Source organism: Arthrobacter sp. Soil_N43 (genome assembly GCF_057655195.1).
In genome coordinates, this window is record NZ_JBDGML010000081.1 from 24,713 (window position 1) to 41,508 (window position 16,796).

Sequence of the window (16,796 nt, forward strand, 5' to 3'; positions counted from 1 at the left end):
TCCGATGCCCGCTCGGAAGCCTGCCACCAGCGAAGCCAGCTCCGCGATGAGCCTTGGGGTCATTCTGGGCTTTCCGCCTGGAATCGCCGAGGAACTGCAGCGGTGGCGGGCCTCCTTCGGGGACCCCATGGCCACGGTCATTCCGGCGCACATTACCCTCGTCACCACCACGCCCACCCAGGACTGGGAGGCCGCGCGGGAACACGTCCGTGAAGTGGCGCGCACGCAGACGCCCTTCATGGTCACGATCGCCGGCACGGGCTCGTTCCGGCCGGTGTCCCCGGTGGTCTTCATCAACGTGGAAGAGGGGTTCGAGGAGTGCGTCGAGCTGCACGAAAAACTGCAGACCGGGCCTTTGAAGCGTGAGCTGCCCTTTGCCTACCACCCCCACGTGACCGTCGCGCATGACGTGGCCCCGGAAAGCCTGGACGAGGCCGAAACGGTACTCAAGGACTACAGGGCGACCTTCCCTGTGGTTAGCATGGGACTCTACGAGCACGATACAGACGGTATTTGGCAGCTACGGGAAGAGCTTGACTTTGGTACCGAACCTGACGACGAACGGGAGCCGCTCCGAGCCGCAGACGCCGGAGGAGCCACCGCTTCCCACTGAGCGGGAACGCCTGAAGCTCGAGGTCATCCGCAAGAAGGTGGAGTGGGGCAAGACGCGCCGCTCGGGCAAAGGGCCGGTGCCCGAGCTCATGGCCATGCTCCAGTGGCTGCTCGCCCGGCTGAACGCCTTCCGCCCGATGCGCGCATGGCAGCACTACACCCGGCAGCACGGACCGCTGATGAGCGCCGGCAGCGGGTTCAACATGTTTTTCTCCATCACCGGCCTGCTGACCACCGGATTCTCCGTCGCCGGTCTGGTGCTCCGCGGCCAGCCCGCCCTGCTGGACCGCATCATCGCCAGCGTGGCGGAAAGCGCGCCGGGCCTGCTCAAGGTCAACGGGGGTAACGGCCTGGTGGATCCCCAGGACCTCCTGAACCCGGACGGCCTCGGCTGGACTGCCGCCATCGCCGCCGTCGTCACGGTGGTCACCTCGTTGGGCTGGATCGCGGGCCTGCGGGAAGGCCTGCGCGGCGTCATGATGCTGGGCCCGCTGAAGCTCAACCCTGTGGTCCTCAAGCTGCACGACGCCGGAACCCTGCTGCTGCTCGGTGTCGCCCTCGTGATCAGTTCCGGAGCCTCGCTCGTCTTCGGAACGGCGGCCGGATGGGTGATCGAGCAACTCCGCCTGGATCCGGCAGTGGGCGGGCGGCTGGCCGCACTGATCAAGATCGCCGTGCCCCTGCTGCTGAACTGGGTCACCGCAGTGATCATGTTCCGCCTGGCCGGGGGGCTGAAGCTGTCCCGCCGGGCGCTGCTGGAGGGGACCATTCTCGCCGGCGTGGGCACGGCCGCGCTTCAGGTGTTCAGCACCGAGCTGCTGGCGGGCGCCGGACGCAACCCCATCCTCGCCCCGTTCGCCATCATCATCGGGCTGCTCATCTGGTTCAGCCTGGTGAGCCAGGTCTATCTCGTGGCCGCGGCCTGGTCCGCCATCCGCGAGGAGGACCTGAAGGCCGCTCCGGCAGCGAAAACCACAGGCTGGGGGCCACGGCAGGTGCAGCCCGGGAAAACGCCCGTCGAGAAGCACCACGCGGCCGAACGTCCCCGTCCGGCGGGGATCACCGCCCGGCGTCGAGGTACTGATCGGCCCACGCCGCGATAATCTTCGCTGCCCGGGCCGCCTGGCCTTTGCCGGTGAGGAGGTGGTCGCTGCCTTCCAGAGACACGAAGTTCCGCGGGTGGCGGGCGGTTTGAAAGATGGTGCTGGCATTCTCGATGCCCACGGTGTTGTCGGTGGGGGAGTGGAGCACCATCAGGGGCTTGTGCAGCCGCTTGATGCAGTCGGTGAGGTCGGCGTTCTCCAGGTCCTCGACAAAGTGCCGGCGGATCTCCACCCGCTTGCCGCCGAGGTCCACCTCCGCGCTGCCCTCGCTGAGGATCTTATCCAGGGCGGCGTCGAAGACGTGGGCCACATGCTTCGGCGAAAACGGGGCAGCGACGGTCGCCACGGCGTCCAGTTCGGGAATCTCGGAGGCTGCGGCGAGGACAGCGGCGCCGCCGAACGAGTGGCCCACCAGGAGGGAAATCGCCCTGCCCTCGGCACGCATGAACTCGGCTGCCCGGACGGTGTCGGCCACCTTGTGGCTGAAGGACCCCTCGGACCACAGGCCGGCCGAATCGCCCAGGCCCAGATTGTCGAAGCGGAGCATGCCGATCCCGTTGTCCGCCAGGGCCTTGCAGATCCGGGATGCCGCCGGGCTGTCCTTGCCAAGGGTGAAGCCGTGCGAGAACACACCCCAGCCCTTGACGGCGCCCTCGGGCACGTCAACGATCCCTGAGAGCATCTCGCCGGTGGAGCCTGCGAAGGTGACTTTTTCGGAACGTGACATGACGCTCCCCTTTCGTTTGGGAGATCTACCACGACGGCGCCCCCACCGGAAGGTGAGAGGCGCCGTCGTCGTCAATGCTGGGTGGACCTTGCTAGCTGCCGGACACTAGATCTTGCGGGACAGAATTGCCTGCTTGACCTCGGCGATCGCCTGCGTGACCTGGATGCCGCGCGGGCACGCTTCGGAGCAGTTGAAGGTTGTGCGGCAGCGCCACACGCCCTCCTTGTCGTTCAGGATTTCCAGCCGCATGTCGCCGGCATCATCGCGGGAGTCGAAGATGAAGCGGTGCGCGTTGACGATGGCGGCCGGCCCGAAGTACTGGCCGTCGGTCCAGAACACGGGGCAGGACGACGTGCACGCGGCGCACAGGATGCACTTCGTGGTGTCGTCAAAGCGCTCACGGTCCTCGGCGGACTGCAGGCGTTCCTTGGTCGGCTCGTGGCCCTTGTTGATCAGGAACGGCATGACTTCGCGGAAGGACTGGAAGAACGGCTCCATGTCCACGATCAGGTCCTTCTCCACCGGCAGGCCCTTGATGGGTTCAACCGTGATGGGCTTGGACGTGTCCAGGTCCTTCAGGAGGGTCTTGCAGGCAAGGCGGTTGCGGCCGTTGATGCGCATGGCGTCGGAGCCACAGACACCGTGGGCGCAGGACCGGCGGAAGGAGACGCTGCCGTCCACTTCCCATTTGATCTTGTGCAGGGCGTCCAGCACGCGGTCCGTGCCGTACATGGTCAGCTTGAAGTCATCCCAGCGGGCTTCCTCGGAAACCTCCGGGTTGTAGCGGCGCACGCGCAGGGTGATGTCGAACGTGGGGATTTCCCCGCCGCCGCCGACGCCGGCGGGCAGTTCAATCTTTGAGGCTGGCTCAGCAAGTTCAGCGGACATTTTAGTACTTCCTCACCATCGGCTCGTAGCGCGTAAATACAACCGGCTTGGTGGCAAGCCGAATCCCGGCAATGCTCTCCGCGGAACCGTCCGCGGGAGCGTGCTCGTCCTTGTACGCCATGGAGTGCTTCATGAATTTTTCGTCGTCGCGGTCCGGGAAGTCCTCGCGGAAGTGGCCGCCGCGGGATTCCTCGCGGTGCAGGGCGGCAACCGTCATGACCTTCGCCAGTTCCAGCAGGAAGCCGAGTTCCACGGCCTCGAGCAGGTCCAGGTTGAAGCGCTTTCCCTTGTCCTGGACGTTGATGCGCTTGTAGCGCTCCTCGAACGAGGCGATGTCCTTCAGGACCTGGTTGAGTGTCTCAGCCGTGCGGAACACCTGCATGTTGGCGTCCATGGTGTCCTGGAGTTCCTTGCGGATCACGGCCACCTTTTCGTCGCCGGTGCCCTTGCGGGCAATGTCCAGCAGTTCCAGGGTGTACGCCTCCGGATCCTCCGGGAGTTCCACGAAACCGGCCGTCTTGGCGTATTCAGCGGCTGCGATGCCGGCGCGCTTGCCGAACACGTTGATGTCCAGCAGCGAGTTGGTGCCCAGGCGGTTGGAGCCGTGAACCGAAACACAGGCCACCTCGCCGGCGGCGTACAGGCCGGGAACCACGGTGTCGTTGTCCTGGAGGACCTCGGTGTTGATGTTCGTGGGGATGCCGCCCATGGCGTAGTGGGCCGTCGGGAAGACGGGAACCGGCTCCGTGTAGGGCTCCACACCGAGGTAGGTGCGGGCGAACTCGGTGATGTCCGGCAGTTTGGCGTCGATGTGCGCAGGCTCAAGGTGCGTCAGGTCAAGGAGGACGTAGTCCTTGTTCGGGCCGCAGCCGCGGCCTTCGCGGACTTCGTTGGCCATGGAGCGCGCCACGATGTCACGCGGGGCAAGGTCCTTGATGGTGGGGGCGTAACGCTCCATGAAGCGCTCACCTTCGGAGTTGCGCAGGATGGCGCCCTCGCCGCGCGCGGCCTCGGAAAGCAGGATGCCCAGCCCGGCAAGGCCGGTCGGGTGGAACTGGAAGAACTCCATGTCCTCCAGCGGAATGCCGCGGCGGAAGGCGATGCCCATGCCGTCGCCCGTCAGGGTGTGGGCGTTGGACGTGGTCTTGAAGACCTTGCCGGCGCCGCCGGAGGCGAACACCACGGACTTGGCCTGGAACACGTGCAGCTCGCCGGAGGCGAGGTCGTAGGACACGACGCCGGCAACGCGCTTCTGCTTGTACGGCGTGCCGTCCTCGCGCACTGCGTCTTCCTCGACGGTGAGGAGGTCCAGGACGTAGTACTCGTTGTAGAACTCGACGTTGTGCTTAACACAGTTTTGGTACAGCGTCTGCAGGATCATGTGGCCCGTGCGGTCGGCTGCGTAGCAGGCCCGGCGGACCGGAGCCTTGCCGTGGTCGCGGGTGTGGCCGCCGAAGCGGCGCTGGTCAATCCGGCCCTCGGGCGTGCGGTTGAACGGCAGACCCATCTTCTCGAGGTCCAGCACTGCGTCGATGGCTTCCTTCGCCATGACTTCGGCGGCGTCCTGGTCAACCAGGTAGTCGCCGCCCTTGATGGTGTCGAACGTGTGCCATTCCCAGTTGTCTTCTTCGACATTGGCCAGGGCCGCACACATGCCGCCCTGGGCCGCACCCGTGTGGGAGCGGGTGGGGTAGAGCTTGGTCAGTACCGCTGTTCGCGCACGCTGACCGGATTCGATCGCGGCGCGCATCCCGGCGCCACCGGCACCGACGATGACGACGTCGTACTTATGGACCTGCATACCAGACGCTCTTTCTCTCAAAATTCGCAATAAAACAACGGGCGGGCTGAGGCCTGCTCCGCAAACAGAAGCCCGCCGGACGGGGCGGGCAGCCGCGGTCCGCTACGCGGGGCAGAAGCCGCCGGGGAGCTGGACGCCGTCAACGACCGGGCACGGGTTGAAGGTGAAGATCACCAGGGTGCCCAGGATGATGATGACGGTGGTGGCGGCGTAGAGGACCATCTTCAGCCAGAAGCGGGTGGAGTCCTTCTCGGCGTAGTCGTTGATGATGGTGCGGACGCCGTTGGTGCCGTGCAGCATGGCCAGCCAGAGCATGGCGAGGTCCCAGAACTGCCAGAACGGGTCAGCCCACTTGCCGGCAACGAAGCCGAAGTCGATGGCGTGGATACCCTCACCCACGAGCAGGTTGACGAAAAGGTGTCCGAAGATCAGGACAACCAGCACCACGCCGGAGAGGCGCATGAACAGCCAGGCCAGCATCTCGAAGTTGCCGCGGGCGCTGCCGTTGCGGCGGTACTGCGGGGCGATCCTGCCGCTGTCACCGCTGCTGGACTGTCCACGGCCATTTCCGCTGCGTGGGGACTGGATCTGTGTTGCAGTCATGGCTTAGTGACCTCCGAGTGCGAGCGACAGGTGGCGGATGGAGAAGGCGACCATGGTGACGACCCAGAGGCCGAGGACAACCCAGAGCATCTGTCGCTGGTACTTGGCGCCCTTCTTCCAGAAGTCGACGGCGATGATCCGCAGGCCGTTGAAGGCGTGGAATACGATCGCTGCGACAAGGCCCGTTTCACCCAGGGCCATCAGCGGGTTCTTGTAGGCACCGATCACAGCGGTGTAGGCCTCCGGTGACACCCTCACAAGGGAGGTGTCCAGCACGTGGACCAACAAGAAGAAAAAGATCACAACACCGGTAATGCGGTGTCCAACCCAGGACCACATGCCTTCACGGCCGCGGTACAAGGTGCCAGCTGGTTTCGTCGGCACTGAATAAACCTCCCTGCAACACAGCGGCGCTGGCACGGGATCCATGCGGGGGGAACGCCTGCTGTGAGAGCACTCGTAGCTCAGGCCTAAATCTAGGCTTCGCTCACAGCTTATTCAATTTAGGCATTCCTCGGCTGCCGCCTACTGTACGGTTTTGGGTCCATTTTTGAGACGAACGCCACATATTGTTTCCCGTATTTATGCCCTGTGCGCCCGTCACAGGAGCACCTTGAGGCTCGTCAGCTAAAGTAGGCCGTGATGAGTAAAGACAAAGTGACACGCCAGGATTCACCTCTCAGCCGTTTCATTGCTGTGATTCCTGCAGGTGGGGTGGGGACCCGCCTCTGGCCTCTATCGCGTGCAGCAGCTCCCAAATTCCTTCACGACCTCACGGGCTCGGGGAGCACGCTTTTGCGTGCCACCTATGACCGGCTTGAGCCCCTGGCGGGCAACCGGGTCCTCGTTGTCACCGGAAATGCCCACCGTGAGGCGGTCTGCCGCCAGCTGCCCGAGGTCCAGGACGCTGACCTCGTGCTCGAAAGCGAACCCAAGGATTCCGGCGCCGCCATCGGCCTGGCCGCAGCCATCCTGCACCAGCGGGACCCGGACATCATCATGGGCTCGTTTGCCGCCGACCAGGTGATCAGCCCGAACGACCTCTTCCAGGACGCGGTCCGGGAAGCCATCCACACCGCCGCGGCGGGCAAGATCGTCACCATCGGCATCAAGCCCACGCACCCTTCCACCGGGTTTGGCTACATCCGCTCCGGAGCGTCCCTGCACATCCCCGGCGCGCCGAGCGCCCAGGCGGTAGTGGAATTCGTGGAAAAGCCGGACGAGGAAGTCGCCCAGCAGTACGTGGACAGCGGCGAGTACGTCTGGAACGCCGGCATGTTCGTGGCGCCCGTCTCCCTCATGCTCAAGCACCTGGAAGCGAACCAGCCGGAACTCTATAACGGCCTGCAGGAAATCGCCGAGGCCTGGGACACGCCGAACCGTGACGAGGTCACGGCCCGGATCTGGCCTACCCTGCCCAAAATTGCCATTGACTACGCGGTGGCCGAGCCCGCAGCGGCAGCCGGGGACGTCGCCGTCGTGCCCGGAACCTTCCGCTGGGACGACGTCGGTGACTTCGCCTCGGTGGGGCGGCTCAACAGCGCCAGGGAAGTGGACGAGGTCACCGTCCTCGGCGTGGGCGCACGCGTCTTTACCGAAAACGCCAGCGGCGTAGTGGTGTCCGACACCAAGCGCGTCATCGCACTGATCGGGATCAAGGACGTGGTCATCGTGGACACTCCGGATGCGCTGCTCGTCACCACCAAGCAGCACTCCCAGCGGGTGAAGCAGGCCGTGGACGCCCTCAAGGCCAGCGGCGACTTCGACGTGCTGTAACCCCCGGGAGCCTGGATTCGCGACCGGCAGTTCCGTAACGCGGCGAAGGCGAATGCCGCTATTCTTACGGCCCTCGCTAGAGTTGTGGTGTGCGCAATTACACTACTGAAGCTGAGCCCACCGCGCTGGTGGGGCCGTGGCTCGAGCCGCTCCTGCCGGAACTGATCGATTTCCGCCGGGACCTGCATGCGCACCCCGAACTGTCCTTCAAGGAGTTCCGGACCACGGACAAGCTCGTGGAGCGACTGGTTGAGGCAGGGCTGGAACCGCGCCGCCTGGACGGCACCGGCCTCACCGTGGACGTCGGAGAGGGCCCCATCGCCACCGCGCTGCGCGGCGACATCGACGCCCTGCCGATCATTGAAGAAACGGGCCTGCCGTTCGCGTCCAAGAACCACGGTGTGACCCACGCCTGCGGGCACGACGTCCACACGACCACCATGCTGGGCATCGCCCTGGTGCTGCACCGCATGCACCTGGAATCGCCGCTGGGCGCCACCGTCCGGATCATCTTCCAGCCCGCGGAGGAGACCATGCCGGGCGGCGCCCACTCGTGCATCGAGCAGGGTGTCCTGGAAGGCGTGCCGCGCATCCTGGCGCTGCACTGCGACCCGCGGATCAACGTGGGCAAGATCGGCACCCGGATCGGCGCCATCACCTCCGCCTCGGACACCATCAAGATCGAACTCAGCGGCCGCGGCGGCCACACCTCGCGCCCGCACCTCACCGAGGACCTCGTCTTCGCCCTGGCCCAGATCGCGGTGAACGTTCCGGCGGTGCTTTCCCGCCGCGTGGACGTCCGCAGCGGCGTGTCGGTTGTCTGGGGCCAGATCAATGCCGGGTCGGCGCCGAACGCCATTCCGGGAACCGGCTACATGTCCGGGACCATGCGGTGCCTGGACCGCGACGCCTGGCACAGCGCCGGTGAACTCCTGGACGAAGTGGTCCATCAGGTGGCCGAACACTATGGCGTGGACGTGCACCTGGAACACACCCGTGGCGTGCCCCCGGTGGTGAACTCGGAGCACGAGACGGCCCTCATCGAGGCAGCGGCCCGGGCCGAGATCGGCGAAGGCGCCGTGGTCCTGACGCCGCAGTCCATGGGTGGCGAGGACTTCGCCTGGTTCCTGGCCGAGCTGCCCGGCGCCATGATGCGCCTTGGCACCAAGACTCCGGGCGGTGAAGAGTACGACCTGCACCGCGGCGACTACATCCTCGACGAACGCGCCCTCGGCTACGGCATCCAGGTGCTCACCGCCGCGGCTCTCCGCACCATCCGCGACCTCGACCCAGCGCGAACGGACACTTAAGCCCCTCCGCCCGAGCGCGAACGGACACTTAAGCCCCGCGGACCAGCGCGAACGGACACTTAAGCCCCTCCGCCCGGGGCTCCAAGTGTACGTTCGCGCTCTTCTTGGGCGGGTAAGTTGTGCACAATTGAATTGTGGGCTACCGTTATCGTCATGACCGACGCCCCCCGCCTGGACCGCCAGGTGTGTTTTGCGCTCTACTCCGCCTCCCGCGCCGCCACCGCCGTCTACCGTCCGTTACTGGACGAGCTGGGCCTGACCTACCCGCAATACCTCGTGATGCTGGTGCTCTGGGAAAACGAGCCGCGCGGCGTGCGGGAGCTGGGTGACGAGCTGGGGCTCGATTCCGGCACCCTCTCGCCCCTGCTCAAGCGGCTCGAGGCGCTGGGCTTCGTGGAACGGCGGCGCTCCGGCGAGGACGAGCGCCGCGTCGCAGTCCACCTCACGGACGCCGGCACGGCGCTCAGCGGCAAGGCATCCCGCATTCCCCAGCGGCTGGCCGACGCCGCGGGCCTGACCCCGCGTGAACTGGAGCAACTCCGCGAAACCCTGGGCAAGCTGACCACCGCGCTGCACGGCGCGCACTGACTCCCTGACCACCCCGAACCACCAGAACGGAACTGCTGTGAAGACTCTCTATACTGCCGAGGCACTTGCCTCCGGCGAAGGCCGCGATGGCTCTGCCCGCACCAAGGATGGGACGCTTGACCTGAACCTGGCCAGCCCCGTGGAGCTCGGGGGTGACGGGCAGGGCACCAACCCCGAGCAGCTCTTCGCCGCCGGCTATGCGGCCTGCTTCCACTCCGCCCTCCGCCTGGTGGGCCGCAAGGAACGGGTCGACCTTACCGACTCCGCGGTGGCCGCGAAAATCCACTTCGGCGCGCTCGACGGCGGTGCGGGCTACGGTCTCGCCGCGGAACTGGAGATTGCGCTGCCCGCCCTGGACCGCGCCACGGCGCAGGCGCTCATGGACAAGGCGCACCGAATCTGCCCGTACTCGAACGTGACCCGGGGCAACATGGATGTGGCCCTGACCCTCGTGGAGTTTGCGGCATGAGCGCCAGCCAGGACACGGCCCTGCCCGCAGCAACCCGCGAAATCCAGCTGGCCTCGCGCCCCGTGGGCCGCCCGGCGCCGGAGAACTTCCGGCTGGCCGAAACTCCGCTGCCCGAACTCCAGGACGGCCAGGTGCTGGTCCGCAACCAGTTCATCTCCGTGGACCCTTACATGCGCGGCCGCATGAACGACGTCAAGTCCTATTCAGCGCCCTTTGCGCTGGATAAAGCGCTCGATGGCGGGGCGGTGGGTGAGGTGATCGCGTCCCGGGCCGACAACCGCAAGGTGGGGGACGCCGTCGTACATCAACTCGGCTGGCGCGAATATGCCGTGGTGGACGCCGGCGCAACGACTCCCGCCCGCACCGACCTGGCCCCGGTCTCCGCATTCCTGGGTGCCCTCGGCATGACAGGCCTGACGGCGTACGCCGGCCTGCTGAAAGTGGCCGAGTTCAAGGCCGGCGACGCCGTGTTCGTTTCCGGCGCTGCCGGGGCCGTGGGTTCACTGGTAGGGCAGATCGCCAAGGCCATGGGCGCTTCCCGGGTGATCGGCAGCGCCGGGTCGCCGGAAAAAGTGGCCAGGCTCCTGGAACTCGGTTTTGATGCCGCCTTCAATTACCGCGACGCGCCTGTCCGGGACCAGCTCAAAGCCGCCGCCGGCGAGCAGGGGATCGATGTGTACTTCGACAACGTGGGCGGCGACCACCTCGAAGCGGCGCTGTCCGTCCTCAACGTCGGCGGCCGGGTTGCGATGTGCGGTGCCATCGCGCAGTACAACGCAACGGAACCGCCTGCCGCTCCGCGCAACCTTGCCTTGGCCATCGGCAAGCAGCTGACGCTCCGGGGCTTCCTCGTCAGCGGCCAGCGGCAGCATGCGGCGGAGTTCGCGGAGCGGATGGCCGGATGGCTGGCCGACGGCACCGTCAGCTATGACGAGACGGTGGTGGAAGGCCTCGAGAACGCACCCGCGGCGTTCATGGATCTGCTCGACGGCGGGAACACCGGAAAGATGCTCGTCCGCCTCTGACCGGGCGACCCACCAGCGCGAACGGACACTTGAGGCCCTCCGCCCGGGGCCCCAAGTGTCCGTTCGCGCTTTGCGTGCGCGGGGCTGCATTAGACCGGCCTACTCGTAGGTAACAAGTTCTCAACAATCTTCAGTTTCCGCGAAGTATGTGTTATTCGGACGTGGCGCAGGCCACTACAGTGGCTTCATAAGTGCGCTTCGGCGCAGTGCTGCGAAACCATCAGTGAAAACAGAATTTCAGTGTGGAGCATTAGAAACGGACACTCATTGACTCTCCGTCGTGGCGCCTATGTCTCTTTCTTCCTGGAGGAAATTTGAAGAACTCAGTGCGTGCAAACGTCAAGCGCGGTTCGTTCGCCGGCGCGGCTTCCGTCAGTGCAGCGGCCTTGCTGCTGACCGGTTGCGGCCCTGCACCCGAAGCGGGCAGCCCGACCGCCACCGCCAGCGACTACTCCGGCTGCATCGTGTCCGACTCCGGCGGATTCGATGACCAGTCGTTCAACCAGTCCTCCTACGAGGGCCTCAAGAAGGCTGAGAAGGACCTGGGCATCAAGGTCAACCAGATCGAGTCCAAGACCAACAACGACTACGAACCGAACCTGCGGGCCATGGTGTCCGCGGGCTGCGACCTCACCGTGACGGTCGGCTTCCTCCTCGGTGACGCCACGAAGAAGCATGCCGAGGCCAACCCGGACAGCCACTTCGCCATCATCGACTTCGGCTACCCGAAGCCGATCGCCAACGTCAAGCCCATCATCTACGACACGGCGCAGGCTGCCTTCATGGCCGGCTACCTGGCCGCCGCCTCCACGAAGACCGACACGGTAGCAACCTTCGGCGGCGTCAAGATCCCCACCGTCACCATCTTCATGGACGGCTACGCCGACGGCGTGAAGTACTACAACGAGAAGAAGGGCAAGAGCGTCAAGCTCCTCGGCTGGGACAAGGCCAAGCAGGACGGCAGCTTCACCGGCGACTTCGAAAAACAGGACAAGGGCAAGCAGCTGACCCAGAACTTCCTGGACCAGGGTGCTGACGTGGTCATGCCCGTTGCCGGCCCCGTGGGCAAGGGCGCCGGTGCGGCGCTCAAGGACGCCAAGGCCGCAGGCAAGGACGTCAAGCTCATCTGGGTTGACTCCGACGGCTTCCTCACCGCCCCCGACTACAAGGACATCATGCTGTCCTCCGTCATGAAGCAGATGGGCACGGCCGTTGAGACGGTGGTCAAGGAAGACAAGGACGGCAAGTTCAGCAACGAGCCGTACATCGGCACGCTCGCCAACGAAGGCGTCGGCCTGGCCCCCTTCCACGATCTTGATTCGGCTGTTCCGGCCGACGTCAAGACGGAGCTGGACCAGATCAAGAAGGACATCATCGACGGCAAGCTGAAGGTTGAGTCCGCAGCCAGCCCCAAGGCGTAACTTCCTCCGCTAAGCGCCACCGCCCGGATGGTCATTGACTGAACGGGAGGTGGCGCTTTTCGTTGGGCGCTTCAGGCTCACCCATGACTGCAGGCACTAGGCTGGTGCTGCAGCCACATATCCCGTCCGGCCAGCAGTTCCGGACGCAACGAGATTGGTTAGAGTTTTGAAACTTGAACTCAAGGGGATCACCAAAAGCTTCGGCTCCCTGCTCGCCAATGATCACATAGACGTGGTTGTTGAACCCGGACAGATCCATTGTCTGCTGGGCGAAAACGGGGCCGGCAAGTCCACGCTCATGAATGTCCTGTATGGGCTGTACGAGCCCAGCGACGGCGAAATCCTCATCGATGACAAGCCAGTGAGCTTCCGCGGCCCCGGGGATGCCATGGCTGCGGGCATCGGCATGGTGCACCAGCACTTCATGCTGGTGCCGGTGTTCACTGTGGCGGAGAACGTGGCGCTCGGCGCCGAGTCCACCAAGGCGGGCGGCTTCCTGAACCTGGATGACACCCGCCGCAAGATCCAGGAGATCTCGGACCGCTACGGTTTCGACGTCGATCCCGACGCCCTCGTGGAGGACCTCCCGGTGGGAGTCCAGCAGCGCGTCGAGATCATCAAGGCGCTCGTACGCGACGCGAAGGTGCTCATCCTGGATGAGCCGACGGCGGTGCTGACGCCCCAGGAGACCGACGAACTGCTGGACATCATGCGCCAGCTCAAAAGCAGCGGCACGTCCATCGTGTTCATCTCGCACAAGCTGCGGGAAGTGAAGGCCGTCTCGGACATCATCACCGTCATCCGGCGCGGCAAGGTGGTGGGGAGCGCCGATCCCGGCGCCTCGACCACCGAACTGGCCTCGATGATGGTGGGCCGCGCCGTCAGCCTCACGCTGGACAAGGCCCCGGCCCAGCCGCAGGAAACCACGTTCGAGGTCAAGGACCTTACCGTGATTGCGCCGAACGGCCACCACACCGTGGACGGCATCAGCTTCAGCATCGCGCGCGGCGAAATCCTCGCCGTCGCGGGCGTCCAGGGCAACGGCCAGACGGAGCTTACGGAGGCGATCCTGGGCTTGCAGGAGCGCGTCAGCGGCTCCATCCTGCTCGACGGAAAGGAACTCCTGGGCCGCAGCGTCAAGGAGGTCCTGCATGCCGGCGTCGGCTTCGTGCCGGAAGACCGCAAGGTGGACGGGCTGGTGGGGACGTTCTCGGTGGCTGAAAACCTGGTGCTTGACCTCTACGACAAGGCTCCTTTCGCCAAGGGCATTGGCATGAGCCCGGCCAAGGTCATGGAGAACGCCAACTCCCGGATCGGCGAATTCGACGTCCGCACCCCGTCCGCCGCTGCCGCCGCCGGAACGCTCTCCGGCGGCAACCAGCAGAAGGTGGTGATGGCCAGGGAGCTCTCGCGGCCGCTGCGGCTGTTCATCGCCTCCCAGCCCACGCGCGGCGTGGATGTCGGCTCCATCGAGTTCCTGCACCGCCGCATCGTGGCGGAGCGGGATACAGGCACACCGGTCATGATCGTCTCCACGGAACTGGATGAGGTCATGGAACTCGCCGACCGCATTGCCGTGATCTACAAGGGCAAGCTCGTGGGCATCGTGCCGGCCGGAACCGGGCGCGACGTCCTGGGCCTCATGATGGCAGGGCTTTCCCCCGACGAGGCGCATGCGGACACCGTCCACCACCGCCCTGCCCGCCACCGCGAGCAGGAACCGACGTCCACCTCCCACGCCGAAGGAGGCGACCATGACTGACCAGAACCCGCACCACGATAAGCATCACGTGCCGAAACCCGCGGACGAGGAAACTGCCGCGGTGGTGTTGCTGGACACCGCAGGCGGAGCCATGGAACCCTCAGCGGTTCCGGCCACGGCCCAGAGCGGCAAGATCCCGGGCGGCCCCGAAAGCCTTGTGCGCAGGATCTTCACCGGCAGCGGCATGGTGTCCGTCCTGGCCGTGCTGCTCGCCCTGATTCTCGGCGGCGTGCTGATCGCGCTCACGGACAAGCAGGTCGGGACCACGTCAACGTACCTGCTGGCCCGCCCCACGGATTTCCTGTCGGCGGTCTGGAGTGCCGCTACCCGCTCGTACGTGGCGCTGTTCCAGGGGTCCGTCTTCAACCCGCGCGGCGCAGGCATCGCCGGGCAGCTTGCCCCCCTCATGGAAACGCTGACCATCGCCACGCCGCTCATCACCGCGGGCCTTGGCGTCGCCCTGGCCTTCCGGGCCGGGCTGTTCAACATCGGCGCGCAGGGCCAGATCATCATGGCCGGCATCCTGGCCGCGTGGGCCGGTTTCGCCCTCCATCTGCCCTTGGGCCTGCACCTGCTGCTGGTCCTTGTGGCCGGAATCATCGGCGGCGCCATCTGGGGCGGCCTGGTGGGTTACCTCAAGGCCCGGACAGGGGCCCACGAGGTCATCCTCACCATCATGTTCAACTACATTGCGCTGTACCTGCTCCGGTATCTCCTGAACACGCCGGCGTTCCAGCGGCCGGGGGAGACCAACCCGATCTCCCCGGTCCTCGACGCCAACGCGGCGTACCCGCAGATTTTCGGCAGCCAGTACCGGCTCCACCTCGGATTCCTCCTGGCCATTGCCGCCACAGTGTTCGTGTGGTGGCTCCTCAACCGTTCCACGGTGGGCTTTGAGTTCCGCGCCGTCGGCGCCAACCCCAAGGCAGCGCAGACCGCTGGCATCAACGTCTCCCGGTCCACCATTCTGGTCATGGCACTCGCCGGTGCCCTCGCCGGGCTGTCCGGGGTGGCCCAGGTTGCGGGCACGGAAAAGGTGCTCACCGACGGCGTCGCCGCCACCTACGGTTTTGACGCCATCACCGTTGCCCTGCTGGGACGCTCGACGCCGTGGGGGACCTTCGCCGCCGGCCTCCTGTTTGGCGCCTTCCGCGCCGGAGCGGTCCAGATGCAGATCCAGACCGGAACCCCGATCGACATTGTGCTGGTGGTCCAGTCGCTGATCGTGCTCTTCATCGCGGCCCCGCCGCTGGTGCGGGCGGTCTTCGGGCTTAATCCGCGGCGCAGGAAGCGGGCCACCGCCGGCAAGTCCAAGGCGGCAGCAACCACCGGAGGTGCAGCATGAGCACAACATCAACATCGCCCCTTCCGGGAAAGCCGGGAACCCCGCAGCAGTCGGAAGAGAGCCGGCAGGCAACATCGGCGAAGCCCGTTACCTGGAAGACCCCCGTCCTCCTGACCGCGCTGGGCATTGTGGCCTTCATCTTCTTTGGCCTCATGGGGCCCAACCAGACGGCAGGCTTTGGGCTGTCCTCCAGCGGAGACTTCTTCCAGCTGCCTGCCCTCGAAGTGCCTGCCTTCCTGGGCGGCATCGTCCTCTCGATCCTGATGCTTGGCCTGGCGGGATATGCGCTGTATCTCAAGACGAGGGACCAGGCCGCGCCGCGCTGGGTGCCTGTCACGTTCACCGTCCTCTTCGTGGCCGCCTTCCTCATCTGGGTGGTGGGCGGTGCCCGCACCCCGAGCATCTCCCTCGCCGGCCTCATCGCCGGTTCGGTGACGCTGGCCGTGCCGCTCGTGTTCGGTTCACTCTCCGGCGTGCTGTGTGAGCGGGTGGGCGTGGTGAACATCGCCATCGAGGGCCAGCTGCTCGGCGGAGCCTTCACCGCGGCACTGGTCGCCTCCATGACCAAGAACCCGTTCATCGGGCTGCTGGCCGCTGCCGTGGCGGGTGCCGTCGTCTCCATGGTGCTGGCACTGTTCAGCATCAAGTACCTCGTCAACCAGATCATCGTCGGCGTGGTCCTGAACGTGCTGGTCTCCGGCCTGACCGGATTCCTGTTCAACACCGTGATGCAGGCGGATAAGGCGGCGTTCAACTCGCCGGACCAGCTGCCCATCATCGACATCCCGGTGCTGTCCAGCATCCCGGTGATAGGTCCCATCCTCTTCAAACAGTCCGTGGTGGGCTACCTCATGTACATCGCCGTCATCGTGGTGTGGGTCGGGCTGTTCAAGACGAAGTGGGGCCTCCGGGTCCGTGCCGTCGGCGAACACCCACAGGCGGCCGACACCATGGGCATCAAGGTGAACACCACCCGGTTCTGGAACGTCACCCTGGGCGGCGCCATTGCCGGCATCGGCGGATCGTTCTTCACGCTGGTGGCGATCGACAGCTTCACGGAGGAGATCTCCGGCGGGCGCGGCTTCATCGCCCTGGCCGCCCTGATCTTCGGGCGCTGGAACCCCATCGGTGCGTTCTTCGCCTCCCTGCTGTTCGGCTTCGCGGACAACCTCCAGAGCATCGTGACCATCATCGGCACGCCGGTTCCCAGCCAGTTCATGGCCATGCTGCCGTACCTCGTGACCGTCCTGGCAGTGGCCGGGCTCGTCGGCAGGTCGCGTCCGCCGGCCGCCAGCGGCATTCCGTACGTCAAGGGTTGACAGCCGTGGACAGGGTCTCGTCAAGCTCCCCCGCCGGGGGCGAAACG

Annotated in this window: 16 protein-coding genes; 11 read left to right on the forward strand and 5 right to left on the reverse strand. The window is 65.7% G+C overall.

Annotation, left to right across the window (positions count from 1 at the left end; translation table 11 throughout):
* Window positions 1-4: 4 nt before the first annotated feature.
* Window positions 5-613 carry a 2'-5' RNA ligase family protein gene (locus AC3A3W_RS09295; protein WP_487442174.1) on the forward strand — a complete coding sequence of 203 codons (609 nt, stop codon included), beginning with the start codon at window positions 5-7 and terminating at the stop codon, window positions 611-613.
* Window positions 614-650: 37 nt separating this feature from the next.
* Entirely contained in the window at window positions 651-1,715 is a 1,065-nt protein-coding gene (locus AC3A3W_RS09300; RefSeq protein WP_487442198.1) for a YihY/virulence factor BrkB family protein, read from the forward strand.
* On the opposite strand, the gene AC3A3W_RS09305 is transcribed toward AC3A3W_RS09300, so the two are convergent.
* The 5 genes from AC3A3W_RS09305 to sdhC all read right to left on the reverse strand — a co-directional run bounded on the left by AC3A3W_RS09305 (window position 1,672) and on the right by sdhC (window position 6,118).
* Complete coding sequence (locus AC3A3W_RS09305; RefSeq protein ID WP_205654222.1) at window positions 1,672-2,442, reverse strand: alpha/beta hydrolase family protein; 771 nt, start codon at window positions 2,440-2,442, stop codon at window positions 1,672-1,674. The two genes, AC3A3W_RS09300 and AC3A3W_RS09305, sit on opposite strands and share 44 nt — an antisense overlap.
* Window positions 2,443-2,547: 105 nt before the next feature.
* Entirely contained in the window at window positions 2,548-3,330 is a 783-nt protein-coding gene (locus AC3A3W_RS09310; protein ID WP_205654223.1) for a succinate dehydrogenase iron-sulfur subunit, read from the reverse strand.
* Between the two features lies 1 nt (window position 3,331).
* Window positions 3,332-5,131, reverse strand: a complete 1,800-nt coding sequence (gene sdhA, locus AC3A3W_RS09315; protein WP_215050415.1) for a succinate dehydrogenase flavoprotein subunit — start codon at window positions 5,129-5,131, stop codon at window positions 3,332-3,334.
* A gap of 102 nt (window positions 5,132-5,233) precedes the next feature.
* Window positions 5,234-5,734 (reverse strand): succinate dehydrogenase hydrophobic membrane anchor subunit, encoded by a 501-nt coding sequence (locus AC3A3W_RS09320; RefSeq protein ID WP_487442177.1) that lies wholly within the window; start codon window positions 5,732-5,734, stop codon window positions 5,234-5,236.
* Between the two features lie 3 nt (window positions 5,735-5,737).
* Window positions 5,738-6,118 carry a succinate dehydrogenase, cytochrome b556 subunit gene (gene sdhC / locus AC3A3W_RS09325; protein ID WP_082178227.1) on the reverse strand — a complete coding sequence of 127 codons (381 nt, stop codon included), beginning with the start codon at window positions 6,116-6,118 and terminating at the stop codon, window positions 5,738-5,740.
* Between the two features lie 258 nt (window positions 6,119-6,376).
* On the opposite strand from sdhC, the gene AC3A3W_RS09330 reads away from it, so the two are divergent.
* The 9 genes from AC3A3W_RS09330 to AC3A3W_RS09370 all read left to right on the forward strand — a co-directional run bounded on the left by AC3A3W_RS09330 (window position 6,377) and on the right by AC3A3W_RS09370 (window position 16,749).
* Window positions 6,377-7,510 (forward strand): mannose-1-phosphate guanylyltransferase, encoded by a 1,134-nt coding sequence (locus AC3A3W_RS09330; protein ID WP_205654225.1) that lies wholly within the window; start codon window positions 6,377-6,379, stop codon window positions 7,508-7,510.
* An 89-nt stretch (window positions 7,511-7,599) separates the two neighbouring features.
* A complete protein-coding gene (locus AC3A3W_RS09335; protein WP_487442178.1) occupies window positions 7,600-8,820 on the forward strand; it encodes an amidohydrolase in 1,221 nt (406 codons plus the stop codon).
* Between the two features lie 153 nt (window positions 8,821-8,973).
* Window positions 8,974-9,408 (forward strand): MarR family winged helix-turn-helix transcriptional regulator, encoded by a 435-nt coding sequence (locus AC3A3W_RS09340; RefSeq protein ID WP_487442180.1) that lies wholly within the window; start codon window positions 8,974-8,976, stop codon window positions 9,406-9,408.
* 37 nt (window positions 9,409-9,445) lie between these two features.
* A complete protein-coding gene (locus AC3A3W_RS09345) occupies window positions 9,446-9,877 on the forward strand; it encodes an organic hydroperoxide resistance protein (protein ID WP_487442182.1) in 432 nt (143 codons plus the stop codon).
* Window positions 9,874-10,902 (forward strand): NADP-dependent oxidoreductase, encoded by a 1,029-nt coding sequence (locus AC3A3W_RS09350; protein ID WP_487442184.1) that lies wholly within the window; start codon window positions 9,874-9,876, stop codon window positions 10,900-10,902. Before AC3A3W_RS09345 ends, AC3A3W_RS09350 begins: the two co-directional genes overlap by 4 nt.
* Window positions 10,903-11,216: 314 nt before the next feature.
* Window positions 11,217-12,323 (forward strand): BMP family lipoprotein, encoded by a 1,107-nt coding sequence (locus tag AC3A3W_RS09355; protein WP_487442186.1) that lies wholly within the window; start codon window positions 11,217-11,219, stop codon window positions 12,321-12,323.
* Window positions 12,324-12,489: 166 nt separating this feature from the next.
* The gene (locus AC3A3W_RS09360; protein ID WP_487442188.1) at window positions 12,490-14,085 is read left to right on the forward strand and encodes an ABC transporter ATP-binding protein; all 1,596 of its coding nucleotides are present in this window, start codon (window positions 12,490-12,492) and stop codon (window positions 14,083-14,085) included.
* Window positions 14,078-15,430, forward strand: coding sequence for an ABC transporter permease (locus tag AC3A3W_RS09365; protein ID WP_487442189.1), 1,353 nt, complete (start codon window positions 14,078-14,080; stop codon window positions 15,428-15,430). Before AC3A3W_RS09360 ends, AC3A3W_RS09365 begins: the two co-directional genes overlap by 8 nt.
* Window positions 15,427-16,749: an ABC transporter permease gene (locus AC3A3W_RS09370; RefSeq protein ID WP_487442190.1), complete on the forward strand. Its 1,323-nt coding sequence runs from the start codon at window positions 15,427-15,429 to the stop codon at window positions 16,747-16,749. Before AC3A3W_RS09365 ends, AC3A3W_RS09370 begins: the two co-directional genes overlap by 4 nt.
* Window positions 16,750-16,796: the final 47 nt, after the last annotated feature.

Bases quoted from the DNA above. Each gene is read 5' to 3' on its own strand.
- AC3A3W_RS09295 (WP_487442174.1), top strand. From the start codon at position 5: ATGCCCGCTCGGAAGCCTGCCACCAGCGAAGCCAGCTCCGCGATGAGC.
- AC3A3W_RS09305 (WP_205654222.1), bottom strand. From the start codon at position 2,442: ATGTCACGTTCCGAAAAAGTCACCTTCGCAGGCTCCACCGGCGAGATG.
- AC3A3W_RS09310 (WP_205654223.1), bottom strand. From the start codon at position 3,330: ATGTCCGCTGAACTTGCTGAGCCAGCCTCAAAGATTGAACTGCCCGCC.
- sdhA (WP_215050415.1), bottom strand. From the start codon at position 5,131: ATGCAGGTCCATAAGTACGACGTCGTCATCGTCGGTGCCGGTGGCGCC.
- AC3A3W_RS09320 (WP_487442177.1), bottom strand. From the start codon at position 5,734: ATGACTGCAACACAGATCCAGTCCCCACGCAGCGGAAATGGCCGTGGA.
- AC3A3W_RS09330 (WP_205654225.1), top strand. From the start codon at position 6,377: ATGAGTAAAGACAAAGTGACACGCCAGGATTCACCTCTCAGCCGTTTC.
- AC3A3W_RS09340 (WP_487442180.1), top strand. From the start codon at position 8,974: ATGACCGACGCCCCCCGCCTGGACCGCCAGGTGTGTTTTGCGCTCTAC.
- AC3A3W_RS09350 (WP_487442184.1), top strand. From the start codon at position 9,874: ATGAGCGCCAGCCAGGACACGGCCCTGCCCGCAGCAACCCGCGAAATC.
- AC3A3W_RS09365 (WP_487442189.1), top strand. From the start codon at position 14,078: ATGACTGACCAGAACCCGCACCACGATAAGCATCACGTGCCGAAACCC.
- AC3A3W_RS09370 (WP_487442190.1), top strand. From the start codon at position 15,427: ATGAGCACAACATCAACATCGCCCCTTCCGGGAAAGCCGGGAACCCCG.